Below are 14,221 nucleotides of genomic sequence, written 5' to 3'. Positions count from 1 at the left end.
CACGTTAGCGGCGTAACGAACCGCCGCCTTCAGGAACGAGCGTACCAAGGGGATGTGAAGGCGCATTGGAGAGATGCTGAATTTGATGTGAAGATTTGTCCGATGTGGATTTACAAACTTTACGGTGCATTTACAAACGGGGCGGGCGCCTCGCGCTCAATGCAGGCGCCCCGGCGAAGAGAGGAACTGCGCGAGCCAAGTTGCGAACCGGTCCGGTTGTTCCAAATGCGGCGTATGACCCGCGCCCTCGATGGCAACGTGCACGGCGTTTTGAAGGCGCGATTGCATGCGCTTGCCCATCCCTGTGAACTTCGCGTCCAGCGCTCCTGTAACTAAGGCCACTGGCATCGTCAGCCGCCCTAACGCGTCCCAATACGACGGCTGGCGCCCCGTCCCTAACCCGCGCAGGCTCTGGGCATAGCCGCGCGCGCTTCCCGAAAGCCTGATGGCGCGCTGGCGCGCCTTCTCCTCTTCCGGCAGCGCTTCGTGCGTCGCAAAGATGGGGCGGCGCTCCCATTCGGAGACGAACCATTCGAGACCGCGCGCTTCGATCTCGTCCGCCAACGCATCGTCCTCGCGCCGGCGCGCCTCACGCTCGCTCGCATCTTCAATCCCGGGCGACGCAGACTCCAAGACGAGCGCGCGCACGCGCTCAGGATGAGCAATGGCAAATGCGAGTGCGACGCGCCCGCCCATCGAATACCCCACCACTTGGCAGGACGGAATCCTGAGCTCTTCGAGGAGCGCGTCGAGATCGCGCACGGTTTCGTCCATGGAATAGCGCCCGGCGTCATCGGGCACGTCGCTTGCGCCGTGCCCCAGAAGGTCCGGCAAGATGGCACACGGCCGGCACCCTAGGCCTGCAAGCCGTTCCAGGACGGGCAAGAACACGTCGCCCGCGCCGGTGAAGCCGTGCAGAAACAGACACGGCTCGCCGCCCGGGACGAGCCGGTACGCGTATCGAACGCCGCGGACCAAAGCCACGCGCTTCATCGGGCACCCACGCCCATCGCGCTCGCGAGCCTCGCGACGAGATCGCGGTAGATCCGCGGGCTCTCCTCGTTTGGAAAGCGAACCTCCACCACCGTGAGCCCCGGACGCTCCATCCCTTCGCGCAGTCCGGCCATCAGGTCACCGGCATCGTCAGCGCGCACGTACGTCCCCCCGTACGCGCGAACCATGGGCGCAAAGTCCAGCTCGTGTGGCGTGGTGAACCAATCGATCTCGCGCGGCCTCTCCGCCTGCGCCAGATGGCGGAAAATCCCGCCGCCGCCGTTGTGCACAAGGACCACGACGAACGGAGACGACAGTTCGCGAGCTGCGGCAAGCCCGTTCAAATCGTGGTAAAACGACACGTCTCCAATCGCGAGGAGCGTCGGTCGCCCGGAAGCGACGGCGTGGCCGAGCGCCGTAGATGTGACACCGTCGATCCCGCTGGCGCCGCGATTTCCATAAGCTTCAACCCCCGCCCTCGGCAGCGCCAAGGCGTCAGCATCCCGAATGGGCCGGCTGTTGCCAAGCACGAGCACGTGACCCGGGTTCAGAGACTCGACCGCCATGCGCACCGCCGCGCCCTCGAACCAGGGCAGAGACTCCTGGAGCGCGCGCCGCGCAGCGTCGGACGCCTGCCGCCAGACCTCCCGGTACTCGCTCCAATTCCCGAGCGCGCCGTGCACCTCATGGAGCCACGGCGTCGGGTCGCCGATGACCACGTGCGTGGCGTGATGTCCGCTGTCGCGATACAGGGGCGTCTCGTCAAACACCACGAACGCTGCCCGCGCTTCCCGAAGCCACGAGGCGAGCACCTTGGACGTGGGCTCGCCGCCGAAGCGCAGGACGAGATCCGGAGGTTCTGGAGCAGCCCCCGCGCGGAGGACGAGATCGTAGTGCGGCACACTCGACTCGCTGTCGCGGCACTGACTTAAGATGTCCGCCAAAAGGGGAATGCCGGACGCGCCGGCGAATCGAGCCACGCCTTGCGCGAGGGACCCCGGGCGCATGGGGCCGGCAACGATCACAGGCCGCCTAGCGCGGGAAAGCGCCTCCTCCACCTGAGCGAGCGCAGAGGGCACGCACAGGGCTCCGGCGGCAGGGTGCCCCTGAATGGCGGAAAGTTCCTCGAGCTCACGGGATTCGCTTCTGCGGGGAGGAAGGAGCGGTTCCCGAAACGGCACATTGACGTGCACCGGACCCTCGGGGACGGTCTTGGCCACGAGCCCGGCGCGCAGGGCGAGGCCCCGCAGGTTGAGCGCCAAGTCGATCCTGTCCTCGGGCACGGGTGTTTCACAAGTCCACTTCACGTGCGCGCCGAACAGATTCGGTTGGCGGATGGTCTGATTGGCCCCGACCTCGCGCAGTTCAGCGGGCCGATCCGCGGTCAACACCACGAGGGGCACCCGCGAGAAATAGGCTTCGACGACGGCGGGATACAGATTGGCCACCGCCGTGCCGGACGTGCAGACCACGGCCACGGGCTCTCCTGACTGGCGGGCTAGGCCAAGCGCGAAAAAGCCGGCGGATCGCTCGTCCATATGGGAGACGGGCGCGATGCCGCCGTGCTCGAGGAGCGCAAAGACGAGCGGCGTGTTGCGCGATCCCGGCGAGATGACCGCGCGTCTCACCCCGCTCGCGTACAATCCGTCCACCAGCGCGTGCACAGGCCACAGATCCGGATTCAAGGCCCGACCTCCCCTTGCACGCCCAAGGCCTCCCGCATCGGCCTGAGCTTGAGTTCGCTCTCCTGCCACTCGGCGACCGGATCCGACCCTTCGACAATCCCACAGCCCGCGAAGAGCGCGGCTTCCCCGGCGTCGACAAAGGCTGAGCGCAGGCACACGTCGAGTTCGCCCTCTCCCTGGGCATACGTTCCGAACGCACCCGCGTAATACCCGCGCGGCCAGCCCTCATGGGCGGTCACATAACTCGTGGCCTCCCGCTGGGGTGTTCCTGCAACCGCGGGCGTCGGGTGAAGCGCCTTCGCCAGGTCGAACAGCCCTACGCCAGGTTTCAACCGCCCCCACACCCGCGTCCGCAGATGCTGAACGTTTGCCAGTTTGAGCACCGCGGGCTCAGGCTCGGCCTCCACGCGCTCACAGAGCGGCGCGATGGATTGCAGGACGTGATCGACCACGGCTCGGTGCTCCCGCTGAATCTTCGCACTCGCGAGGAGCTCGTCCTGGAGCTTGCGGTCTTCCTCGTCGCTCTGGCCTCTGCGCGCCGTACCGGCGAGACAGTCGATCTCGGCCATCTGCGCCCGGACCTTACAGAGTCGCTCGGGGCTCGCGGACAAAAGCCATCTCCCTTGCCAGGAGAGCGCGAAGACATGGCTCTCGGGATACCGTGAAGCAAGCATCTCGAGAGCCTCGTCGAGCGGGCGCGTGACGCGGCCGGTGACGAAGCGGGCGACCACCACCTTGCTGAGCCGCCCTTGACCAATCTCTCGGAGCGCGCGATGGACCTTGTCCGCGAATCGGCGAAAATCCTCAGGCTCTTCGAAGACCGGGCGCTTCCCTGAGGGGTCTTCACCGTGGACGTCGAGGAGATCCATGACGTCCGCGCGCACGTCCATCTCTTCAGCGCCGCGCGGCGGCATGTAGACCACATTCGCCACGTCCGAAGAAGGCGCCTTCGTGAGGTACAGCCTGGGCGCAAACCAGATGGACTTCGGCCAAGCCGCCCAGATGCCGAGCGGAAGCGCGTGGAAATCGAACGGAACGGCCCCAAACCACGGCAGGTCCGCCGGAAGTTGTTCCTGCGCAAAGCGAGCCTTCAGATCGTCCCAGTCGTCGTCCGCGCTCGCCACCAGCCGGCGGTATACGCCCACCCCAAAACGCTCTTCTCCGCTTGGCGGACGGCTGTAGACAGCGGGTTCCCAGCGATGCCAGTGGGCGAGCGACGCAAGCGAGCGGTCCCACGGAACGCGCAGCCGAACGGGCAGGTCTGTCTGCCCGCGCGCCGACGCCTCGGTAAATGCCTCGACGATTCGCGCGAAGAGGCTTTGTCGCAGTGCTTCCTGCGCCGTCACGCTCATTCCTGCATCACCCACTTTCTCATCTCGTAGCGCATCAGCTTGCCGGACGCCGTGCGCGGCAACGCCTCGACTTGCCGGATTTCGGCGGGCACCTTGTAATGTGCGAGCCGACCTCGAAGCTCCTCGCGAAGCGCGCCAGCCATTTCGTCCGTGAGCACCTTGCCTGGCTCCAGGACCACGAACGCCACGGGCACCTGCCCCCACTCGTCGTCCGGTTTTCCCACGACGCCGGCGTCCACCACACCGGGAAGCGCGAGCAGCTGCGACTCGATCTCGGCCGGATACACGTTTTCCCCGCCCGACACGATGAGATCCGCGCGCCGATCCAACACGTACAAAAAGCCCTCTTCGTCGAAGCGCCCGATGTCCCCCGTGTGGAGCCATCCCCCGGCCAGCGCGCGTTCCGTCTCCTCTTTTCTGTTATAATAACCAGCGAATACAGTCGGGCCCTGCACGAGGATCTCACCCTCGACACCAGGCGCCGTCGTGGGTCCAGACGGGCCCTGTACAGCGATGCGCGTGTTGGCAAGCGGGCGCCCGGACGACCCCATCTTGCGCAGCGCGTCAGCTAGGTCGATGGTCGCCACCTGCGTGTTCGTCTCCGTAAGCCCATAGCTCTGCGCGACCGGCAGGCCGAGCTCGAGCGCGCGCTCCAGCACAGGGCGAGGACAGCCCGCGCCGCCCAACAGGATGGCGCGCAGCCGCGCTGGGTACGGCCCACGCCGCAGCTTGAGAAGCCGCGCGAGCATCGTCGGCACAAGCGACACCAGCGTGATCTCGCCGGAATCTAAGGCGTGATCCACCCGTTCCGCGTCGAACCGATCGTGTACGACGGCCGTCGTCCCGTAGATCAGGCTCCGCATGAGCACACCCATGCCGCCGACGTGAAAAAGCGGCATCGGGACGAGCCACTGCTCGTCCGGATCGAGGCCGAATTGAAGTACCGACGCCATCGCGCTGTACCAATGGTTTTGATAGGTGATCATGGCGCCTTTGGGCCTGCCCGTCGTGCCGCTCGTGTACACGATGGCGTGCACCGAGGGAAGGGACACGTCGATGGGCGCGACAGATACGGACCCCTCGCGCGACTCGGCCTCCCAAGCGCGTTCCGACAGGATCACGGTCTGCACGGGGCGCGACACGATGTCCGCCACCCGAGACGCGAGTGGCGCCGCCGATTCGTCGCACAGCACATAGGACGCTCCGCAGTCCTCGACTTGATACGCCAGTTCGTGCGGCTGAAGCCGCCAGTTGAGTGGCACGAGAACGGCGCGAAGCAACATCAGCGCGTGCAGGCAAAGCGCGTGCATGAGTCCCTGGTGACACATCACGGCGACGCGATCGCCCGGACGGACACCGAGCGCGAATGCCCTGGCCGCCACCGACCTCGCCGCGGCGTACAGCTCGGCGTAGGTCACGGCGCGATGTTCCGACCGAAGTGCCACGCGCCCGGGTCTGCGCTCCGCGTGGAGCGACAGCCAATCCGGCAAGAAGGCGACGGGCGCCTGCGCTCGCTCTACATTCATGATGGCCGTTCACCCCCCGCCTTCAAACGCGGTTGTCGACAGGCGTGGACTCGCCGCTTCAGGGCAGCCGCGGGAACTTGCTGAAATCGGGCGGACGCTTTTCGAGGAACGCTCGGGCGCCCTCCTTCGCCTCGTCCGTCATGTAGTACAGCATCGTGGCGTCGCCCGCAAACTGCTGCAGCCCGGCCGCGCCGTCGGTGTCCGCGTTGAACGCCGCTTTCAGGAAGCGGATGGCAATTGGGCTCTTCTCCAGGATTTCCTTCGCCCAGCGGATCGATTCTTCCTCAAGCCGCTCGAGGGGAACCACCGCGTTCACGAGCCCCATTTGCAGGGCTTCCTGAGCGTTGTACTGCCGGCAGAGGAACCAGATTTCCTTCGCCTTCTTCTGGCCCACGAGCCGCGAGAGAAGCGAGACGCCGTAGCCACCGTCAAAGCTACCGACCTTGGGCCCAACCTGGCCGAACACAGCGTTCTCCGCTGCAATCGTCAGGTCACAGCAGACGTGGAGCACGTGACCCCCACCGATGGCGTAACCCGCTACCACGGCGATAACCGGTTTGGGCAACGTGCGGATGAGCCGCTGCAGATCCAGCACGTTCAGTCTCGGCACGCCATCGCTGCCCACGTAGCCACCGTGGCCGCGCACGCGCTGATCGCCGCCGGAGCAGAACGCCTCGTCCCCTTGGCCGCGCAACAGCACCACACCAGTGGAACTGTCGTCGCGGATGTGTTGAAAGGCGTCGATCATCTCCATCACGGTCTCCGGTCGAAACGCATTTCGGACCTCCGGGCGGTTGATGGTGACCCGCGCAATGCCTTCGGCCCGCTCGTAGATAATGTCGGTGTACTCTTTCACTCGCTCCCAATTGAGCGTCATGAGAAAGCCTCCTCGCGCAAAGTGGTTTAGGCCCTGTTGATGTCCGATCTCGCCGATTGACGCGAACTCATTATAGACCTTGTCCCATGGGCCTGCAAAAGCGATGGACGGTTGCCGGAGAGAAGGGCGAGTGGTAGGATCGCGAGGGACTGATCTCTCGTGAAACCGCGATTCGGTCGGGCCGTTTGAGCGATTCTCTTGAGGCGATGAACGTCCTCTCTTGTGTGAGGTGACTTGTATTGACAGGTGCGAGCCGCCTGCGCGTATGGTGGCGCGTGCTTCGCCCGTTCACCCTGACGGCGAGCATTGTTCCTGTGATTGTCGGCACCGCTGTCGCCGTGCCGTCGTATCCGTTTCACTTGTGGCGCTTTGTCGCGATGCTGTTGGCTTCGATTCTGATTCAGTCGGCGACCAACATGTTCAACGAATACTACGATTATCAGCGCGGCTTGGACGACGAGCGCATGGTGGGCATCGCGGGCACCATCGTGCGAGATGGCGTTCCGCCCAAGGTGGTGCTCCGTCTGGGGTTCGCGTTTCTGGCCGCCGCCCTGCTTTTGGGCGTGTACCTCTGCGCGACGACCAGCTGGTGGCTGGCCCTAGTGGGCGTCTTGTGCATGGCTGTGGGGTACTTCTACTCGGGCGGCCCGGTGCCTCTCGCCTACACCCCGTTCGGCGAGATCGCCGCTGCCACCGCGATGGGACCGACCATCGTGCTGATTGCGTTCTACCTCCAGAGTGGGACCGTCACGCTGCGGGCGCTGTGGGTGTCCATCCCGATTGGTCTGTTGATTGGCGCCATCTTGTTTGCCAACAACATGCGCGACATGGCACAGGATGCCGAAGGCGGACGGCGCACGATGGTCATCCTCATCGGCCGGGAGCGGGGCCGCGTGTTGTTCGCAAGCGTGTTTGTGGCCGCGTATCTCGTCGTCGTGGCGATGGTGGCCCTCGGCGTGCTGACGCCGTTCGCGCTCCTCGTGCTATTGACGGTGCCGACGGCGGTCTACGTGGTTCGCCTCTTCTACCAGTACACGGAGCCGGCCAAACTCCACAAGGCCGTGAAGGGCACCTCGAACCTCCTGTTCCGGTTTGGCGTCCTGATGGTGTGCGCGTTCCTCGTTTCCACGCTCCGCTTTTAGAAGGTCAAAGACGAGCGGGCTGCCGAGTGATTCGGCAGCCCGCTTTTTTCACGCCCCTTCGATGGCGCCCCGTACCTTCTTCGCGTCCGCCAAGCGCCACGGATGGCTGTACACGTTGAAGGACCGGCCGCGGACAAAGCCGATGGCGGTGATGTTCAACTCCTCGGCGAGATCGACGGCGAGGAGCGTCGGCGCGCCTCGGGCGATCACGACCCCCACGCCGATCTTGGCGACTTTGAGCAGCACCTCAGACGAGATCCGGCCGCTAAACGCCACGGCTGTGCCCGACAGGCGCTCGCCCGCCCGCAGGCAGTGTCCGTAGATCTTGTCCAGCGCATTGTGGCGACCGATGTCCGCCCTGGCCAGGACGAGCTGCCCATCTCGAACCAGCGCCGCCACGTGCACACCGCCCGTTTCCTCGAACAGCCCGGACGACGCGTCGAGGAGATCCATCGCCCGAAAGACGTCGTCCGCCGAGATCGTCACCGGATCCTCGACCGGCCGCGCGGTCAGGGCGTCGCTCTGAAAATAGAAGCTCTGACGCCCCTTCCCGCAGCAAGACCCGATGTACCGTTTGTTGTAAAGGGCCGGGGAAAGCACAGCGCCGGACTTCGTCTGCACGCGAGCCGTTCCCGTCCACAGGCTCACCTGAATCGACTCGACATCGTCCACGCCGCGAATGACCCCTTCCGACGCGAGAAAGCCATACACCAGATCCTCCGCGTAGGTCGGCGTGCACACGAGCGTCGCAAACTCCTCGCCGTTGACGAACAGCGTGAGCGCGAATTCCGTCGCGATCACGTCCTCCTCCTCGCGGTACTGACCGGAACGATACCGGAGCACGAAGCGCCTCTGCGTCTCCGCTCCCCCAAAGCGCGACACGCCATTCACACCTCAGGCCCCCTGTCCTTGTGCGCCGACTCGCCCGGTTCGGCAAGCCCGCTGCCCATGCCCTTCAGAAAGGCGAACAACATGGCGAGCGAGCGGCCGACGTCCGGATCGCGCAGCGCCCTAAGGACATCATACACCCCCATTCTCGCGTTTGCCTCACCCTCGGCGGCGCGCTCGAGGCCTCTGGCCACCGCGTGAAACACGCGCTCCATGTCTTCGGGCGGGACGACGCTCAAGAACTGCACGATGCCAATCAAGTTCTTGAGCCCGTCCGTCACCCCTTTGCGCGAAATCGCATGAACGACCACGCGCAGCACGTCGTCTCCCTGCTCGACCAAAGCCCGCACGATAGGGATGAGCCCCTTCTCTTCGCACGCTTGGAGCAGCCTGAGCCCGTCCACAATGCCGTCCGCACTTTGAATCATTGCCTCTTCCACGCGCGCCTGCGCCTCGCGCCGCTCGTCCCGCGGCTCGCGCACAATCTCCCGAATCGGTTGCGCCATGGTCTCACCCCCTCGCCTTTTCCTTCGCCGCCTCGGTCACCGGCACGTAACCGCGCCGCGACCACTTCCGCTCGACGCGGACGCCAGGCTGAGGATTCGGCCTGTGCATCCGGAAGTTGAACCTCGTCATGGGACTCTCGCCGCGCGGCCGAATGACTTCCATCCGCACCTGAAGTTCCTTGTACGCTGGCGTGTGCGTGGTCTCATCCGATTCGCTCGACGTGAGGATGTTGATAGCCTCGTCGTCGTTCGAAGTGTTCATCGGCAAGTACATCTGTTTGCCCTTGACGCGATCCGTCACCACGACCGGCACCTTCAACTCCCCATACGGTGAAATAAGACGCACGAGAGCCCCCGTCTCAATGCCACGCTCCTTGGCGAGTTCGGGCGACACCTCGAGATACGTCGTCGGCACCTTTTCCTTGAGGCCGTGCACGCGATACGTCAGATTCCCCTCGTGGAAGTGCTCAAGCATGCGGCCGTTGTTCAGGTGGAGATCGTACTCCGGTTCAAACGCGGTCGGCTCAATCCACTTGGCGGGCACAAGTCGCGCCTTCCCATTCGGAAACGGAAAACCGTTCGTGTAGAGCAGCGGCGTATCGGTCCCGTCAGGATGGACCGGCCACTGCAAGCTTCGATAGCCCTCGAGCCGATCCCAGCGCACCCCTTGCATCAGCGCCGCCGAGCTCGCCATTTCCTCCAGGATCTCGGACGGATGCCCGTACGTCCAGTTGGCCCCGAGGCGGTTGGCGAGATCGCGCAGGATGATCCAGTCTGGCCGGGAATCCCCGAGCGGTTCGAACACCTGGTACAGGCGCTGGATGCGCCGCTCCGTGTTCGTGAAGGTGCCCTCCTTCTCGAGGCTCGGGCTTGCGGCGAGCACCACGTCCGCATACTCGGCCGTCTTGCTGAAGAACACGTCGATCACGACGAGCAAATCCAGCTTCGCGAACGCCTCGCGGACGTAATGCGAGTTCGAGTCCACGAGCGCCATCTCTTCGCCCTGAATGATGAGCGCCCGCAGTTTGCCCTCGTGGATGGCGTCCACCATCTCGTGGTTGTCAAGCCCCTTGCTCGTCGGGAGCTCCACGCCCCAGGCGGTCTCGTACTTTGCGCGCACGGCTGGATCGTCGACGCGCTCGTAGCCCGGCATGTATACCGGGCTGCAGCCCATGTCGCCCGCGCCCTGGACGTTGTTGTGGCCTCGAAGCGGATAGGCCCCGGTGCCTGGCCGCCCGACGTTGCCCGTCACGAGCAGGAGATTGCAAATGGCGGTACTGGTCTCGCTGCCCCCCTTGTGCTGTGTCACCCCCATCGCCCAGCAGATGCAGGTGGACTTCGCCTCGTGGATCATCTGGGCGATCTGAATCACGGTGTCGCGCGGCACCCCCGTCACGCGCTCGGCGTACTCCAGCGTGTACGGCTCGAGTGAGCGGACGAACGCATCGAACCCGTCGACGTGCTGGCGCACGAACTCGTCGTCGTGCCAGCCCTGGTCGATGATGTACTTCGTGACGGCCGAGATGAGCACCAAATCGGTTCCCGGATTCGGACGTACGAACAGGTCAGCGCGATGCGCGAGATCGTGTTCACGCAGGTCGATCACGATGTGCTTTTGGCCGTACTTCTTCTTGGCCCGCCGCATGCGGGTCGAAAAGACGGGATGGGATTCGGCCGGGTTGGCGCCGACGATGATCAGCAGATCGGCCATGGCGAGATCGTGCAGCGAACCGGTATCGCCGCCGTAGCCCATGGTCCGGCGCAGGCCCTCGGTGGCGGGAGACTGGCAGTAGCGTGAGCAGTTGTCGATGTTGTTCGTGTGGAGCACAGCGCGCGCGAGTTTTTGCATCAGATAGTTTTCCTCGTTGGTACACTTCGACGACGAGATTAAGGCCACGGCGTCGTCGCCATACTGCTGGCGAATTTCGGTCACGCGCTTCGCGATGAAGTCCAAGGCCTCGTCCCAGGACACCTCGTAAAACTTGTCCCCCTTCCGAAGGAGGGGCTTCGTGAGGCGGTCTGGGCTGTTCACGAAATCCCAACCGAACTTTCCCTTGACGCAGGTGGAGATCTGGTTGGTCGGCGCCTCCATCTGCGGTTCGACCTTCAGGATGTCCCGGTCCTTCGTCCAGATGTCGAACGAGCAGCCCACACCGCAGTACGTGCACACGGTCTTCGTGCGCTTGATGCGGGAATTCCGCATGTGGCTCTCGACTTCCGAGATGGCGAAAATGGCGCGGTAACCTGGTTCGACCGCCTTCGTCACGTCAATCATCCGCTGCAAAGGCTCCGGTTCAATGCCCGTGAGAAAGCCGGCCTTGCCGAGCATCGACTTTTCCATGAGCGCGTTGCACGGGCAGACGGTCACGCAGTGGCCGCACGAGACGCACGACGACTCGTTGATGGGCACGTCGTTGTCCCAGATGACGCGCGGAATCTCGCGGTCCCAGTCGATGGAAAGCACCTCACTGACCTGCAGGTTCTGACACGCCTCGACGCAGCGCCCGCAGAGGATGCACTGGCTCGGATCGTACCTGTAGAACGGGTGGGACATGTCGACTTCGTACGGTTTCTCGCGGAACGGGTACGACTGGTGGTCGATGTCCATTGCCATGGTGGTGTTGTGCACCACGCAGTTGCCATTGTTGTTGTCGCACACCGTGCAGTAGAGGTCGTGATTTTTCAGGATGCGGTCCATGGCCTCCTTGCGCGCGTAACGCGCGGCCACGGATTTGGTGCGCACCGACATACCTTCCCTGACTGGCGTCGCGCACGCCCGGACGAGTTCGCCGTCCACCTCCACCATGCACGTGTCGCAGGTCTCGATGGGGCCCAGCGCAGGATGATAACAGATGTGAGGAAAGTCTAGGCCGGCCGCCAACATCGCCTGCAGGACGGTCTCCCCCTCGGTCGCCGTCAGGGGCGATCCGTCCAGCGTGAAGATTCGCTTGAAATCAACGCTCATCTCGATCCCTCCTGCACTCGGATGGTCACAACGTCTTCCCTTAGGATGCCCAATGGGTTGGCAACCGTTCAGTTCCACGCGGGCGGCTGCCGCAGACTTTCCACCACCACCTTCCAGTCCGTTTCCGGGCGATCGCAGCGAAAGCCCCGACAGACGAAGTATTGCGGCGCGCCGTGTTCTGCCGTGGGGTACATGGACGCGTCGCCGCGCGCGTCACTCGTCAGCCAGACCGCCTCCGGCAGCTCCATGGCCCCGAGTTCCCTGGCCCGCCGCGCCGCTTCCTCCCGTGGCGCCGCGATGACGATTTCCGTGGATCCCACTTCGCTCATCATGGCCGCGGTCACGAGCCACAGGCAGTCCATGGGCGCCGACCTGATGTCCCCGCCAAACGCTCGCAAGAGTGCATCCAGCCGATCCGCGTATTCGGCGTCTCCGGTCAGCGCGTGCAACATCCAGAGGTTGTGCGCCGACTGACTGTTGGCGGACGGCATCGCGCCGTCATACACGGGCTTCGGCACCGCGATGAGCGACTCCGCGTCTCGGCCGTAAAACGTGTACCCGCCCTGAGCCTTGTCCCAAAAGAGGGCATCCTGCACCGCCTGCCAATGCCGGGCGCGATGGAGATACGCGCGGTCGAGCGTCGCGCGATAGAGCTCCAGATACGCGGCGACGAGATAGGCGTGATCGTCCGCATAGGCGAAGATCCCGGCTTCGCCGTCCCGATACCGCGCGAGGAGCCTGCCGTCATCAGGGCGCACGAGGATACGCTCGATGGCAGCCACCACCTCCGTGGCCCGGTTCACCCACGCCGTTTCTCCAAACGCAAGGCCAGCGCGCGCAAGTCCATACGCCATGAGCGCATTCCAGGCGGTCAAGCACTTGTCGTCAATGGCCGGGCGTTCGCGCGCGTCCCGAACCGCGCGGAGCTTCTCGTTGAGGGCGTCGAGCTTCTGCCAGAGCTCTTCTTCGGTCATGCCGCGAGAAGCCGCAAACGCCGCCGGATCCTGATCGATGTAGTTCGGCACGTTCGCGCCCTCGAAGTTGCCGGCTTCCGTGATGTCGTAGAAGGCGTTGAACAGTTCTCCATCTTCAGGACCGAGTGCCGCGATCACGTCCTCCGGCCGCCAGAGGTAAAAGCGGCCCTCTCCGCCCGCCGAATCCGCGTCTACCGCGCTGTAGTAAAGGCCCTCGGGTGATTGCATCTCGCGATCGAAAAACGCGACGGTCTGCCGGACGAAGCGCAGGAACGCCGGATCTTTGGCGTGGACGTAGGCGTCCGCATACGCGGCGAGTGCGAGCGCGTTATCGTAGAGCATCTTTTCAAAGTGCGGCACGCGCCAGAACGGGTCCGTGCTGTAGCGCGCCATGCCGCCACCGACGTGATCGACAATGCCGCCCCGCTGAATGGCGCGAAGCGTGGACAACGCCATGGCTGCCGCGCGCTCGTTCGGGCGCAGCCGCGCGTAGCGCAGCAAAAATTGCACGCGGTGGAACGTGGGAAATTTCGGTGCCGGGCCGAATCCACCGTACTCGTGGTCAAACGCCGCTTCGAGCGCCTGGTACGCTCGGTCCGCGGCTTCCCTGCCGCGCGCCTCACCCGCTTGTCCCTCGAACAGGGGCTGCATGCGCTCCGCCATGGATCGGCTCGCCCGTTCCAGACGCGCGCGATCCGTCTGCCACAGCCTGGCGATCTCCTGCAGGATCTGAATCAGCCCTGGGCGCCCGTATCGCGGCGTCTTGGGAAAGTAAGTTCCTGCAAAAAACGGGTGCCCGTCGGGCGTCATGATGATGGTCAGCGGCCATCCGCCCTCACCCTGCAGGGCCTGGCAATAGGTCATGTAGATGTGATCGATGTCCGGGCGCTCCTCGCGGTCGACTTTGATGGCGACGTAGTGCTCGTTGAGGATGGCGGCCACAGTCTCATCCTCGAAGGATTCGTGGGCCATCACGTGACACCAATGGCAGGTCGAAGGGAACTCCTTGGGCCCCCGAAGGGGCTACGAATACCCGATGGACAAAAACACGGGCTTCGACTCGCGCTTGGCTCGTTGAAAGGCTTCTGGACACCAGGGGTACCAGTCGACGGGGTGATGGGCATGCTGGAGCAGATACGGAGACTTTTCGTGAATCAACCGATTCGTGTGCCTCGCGGGTCCTTCGTGAGCCACGCCGCGCACATCCTTTCTGGATTCGTTTTCCTTCATTCTACCGCAATTCGACCGAGGAAGATACGGAAAACGACGACGATTGGATCCGTGTGAGCAGCGTACGCACGTGGCGACTTCGG

Annotated in this window: 9 protein-coding genes and 1 pseudogene; 1 reads left to right on the top strand and 9 read right to left on the bottom strand. The window is 64.4% G+C overall.

Translation table 11 applies throughout. The annotated features are described in order from the left end of the window. Positions 1-156 precede the first annotated feature (156 nt). From menH to menB, 5 genes are read right to left on the bottom strand one after another with little or no spacing between them, the layout of a single operon-like run. A complete protein-coding gene (menH, locus tag AC27E8_RS02860) occupies positions 157-993 on the bottom strand; it encodes a 2-succinyl-6-hydroxy-2,4-cyclohexadiene-1-carboxylate synthase (RefSeq protein ID WP_487099340.1) in 837 nt (278 codons plus the stop codon). Further along, positions 990-2,678, bottom strand: coding sequence for a 2-succinyl-5-enolpyruvyl-6-hydroxy-3-cyclohexene-1-carboxylic-acid synthase (menD, locus tag AC27E8_RS02855; protein ID WP_487099341.1), 1,689 nt, complete (start codon positions 2,676-2,678; stop codon positions 990-992). Before menD ends, menH begins: the two co-directional genes overlap by 4 nt. Then, on the bottom strand, positions 2,675-4,030 hold the full coding sequence (locus AC27E8_RS02850) for an isochorismate synthase (RefSeq protein WP_487099342.1): 1,356 nt from the start codon (positions 4,028-4,030) through the stop codon (positions 2,675-2,677). Before AC27E8_RS02850 ends, menD begins: the two co-directional genes overlap by 4 nt. Further along, a complete protein-coding gene (gene menE, locus AC27E8_RS02845; RefSeq protein WP_487099343.1) occupies positions 4,027-5,556 on the bottom strand; it encodes an o-succinylbenzoate--CoA ligase in 1,530 nt (509 codons plus the stop codon). The genes AC27E8_RS02850 and menE overlap by 4 nt, the downstream gene beginning before the upstream one ends. 58 nt (positions 5,557-5,614) lie before the next feature. Then, the gene (gene menB, locus AC27E8_RS02840) at positions 5,615-6,433 is read right to left on the bottom strand and encodes a 1,4-dihydroxy-2-naphthoyl-CoA synthase (RefSeq protein WP_014464780.1); all 819 of its coding nucleotides are present in this window, start codon (positions 6,431-6,433) and stop codon (positions 5,615-5,617) included. 239 nt (positions 6,434-6,672) lie between these two features. On the opposite strand from menB, the gene AC27E8_RS02835 reads away from it, so the two are divergent. After that, on the top strand, positions 6,673-7,575 hold the full coding sequence (locus AC27E8_RS02835; RefSeq protein WP_041695277.1) for a 1,4-dihydroxy-2-naphthoate polyprenyltransferase: 903 nt from the start codon (positions 6,673-6,675) through the stop codon (positions 7,573-7,575). 48 nt (positions 7,576-7,623) lie between these two features. Here the strand turns inward: AC27E8_RS02835 and fdhD are convergent, their stop codons facing one another. The 4 genes and pseudogenes from fdhD to AC27E8_RS02815 all read right to left on the bottom strand — a co-directional run bounded on the left by fdhD (position 7,624) and on the right by AC27E8_RS02815 (position 14,138). Next, positions 7,624-8,466, bottom strand: a complete 843-nt coding sequence (gene fdhD, locus AC27E8_RS02830) for a formate dehydrogenase accessory sulfurtransferase FdhD (protein ID WP_487099344.1) — start codon at positions 8,464-8,466, stop codon at positions 7,624-7,626. After that, on the bottom strand, positions 8,463-8,969 hold the full coding sequence (locus AC27E8_RS02825) for a helical membrane plugin domain-containing protein (RefSeq protein ID WP_487099345.1): 507 nt from the start codon (positions 8,967-8,969) through the stop codon (positions 8,463-8,465). Before AC27E8_RS02825 ends, fdhD begins: the two co-directional genes overlap by 4 nt. A gap of 4 nt (positions 8,970-8,973) precedes the next feature. Beyond that, positions 8,974-11,934: a formate dehydrogenase subunit alpha gene (gene fdhF, locus AC27E8_RS02820; protein WP_487099346.1), complete on the bottom strand. Its 2,961-nt coding sequence runs from the start codon at positions 11,932-11,934 to the stop codon at positions 8,974-8,976. A gap of 68 nt (positions 11,935-12,002) precedes the next feature. Then, positions 12,003-14,138 (bottom strand): annotated as a pseudogene (locus AC27E8_RS02815) (thioredoxin domain-containing protein). Positions 14,139-14,221: the final 83 nt, after the last annotated feature.

Source organism: Alicyclobacillus sp. CIJ1 (assembly GCF_057538885.1).
This window is presented reverse-complemented; position numbering and strand designations above follow the sequence as displayed.

Bases quoted from the DNA above. Each gene is read 5' to 3' on its own strand.
- menH (WP_487099340.1), bottom strand. From the start codon at position 993: ATGAAGCGCGTGGCTTTGGTCCGCGGCGTTCGATACGCGTACCGGCTC.
- AC27E8_RS02850 (WP_487099342.1), bottom strand. From the start codon at position 4,030: ATGAGCGTGACGGCGCAGGAAGCACTGCGACAAAGCCTCTTCGCGCGA.
- menE (WP_487099343.1), bottom strand. From the start codon at position 5,556: ATGAATGTAGAGCGAGCGCAGGCGCCCGTCGCCTTCTTGCCGGATTGG.
- menB (WP_014464780.1), bottom strand. From the start codon at position 6,433: ATGACGCTCAATTGGGAGCGAGTGAAAGAGTACACCGACATTATCTAC.
- AC27E8_RS02825 (WP_487099345.1), bottom strand. From the start codon at position 8,969: ATGGCGCAACCGATTCGGGAGATTGTGCGCGAGCCGCGGGACGAGCGG.
- fdhF (WP_487099346.1), bottom strand. From the start codon at position 11,934: ATGAGCGTTGATTTCAAGCGAATCTTCACGCTGGACGGATCGCCCCTG.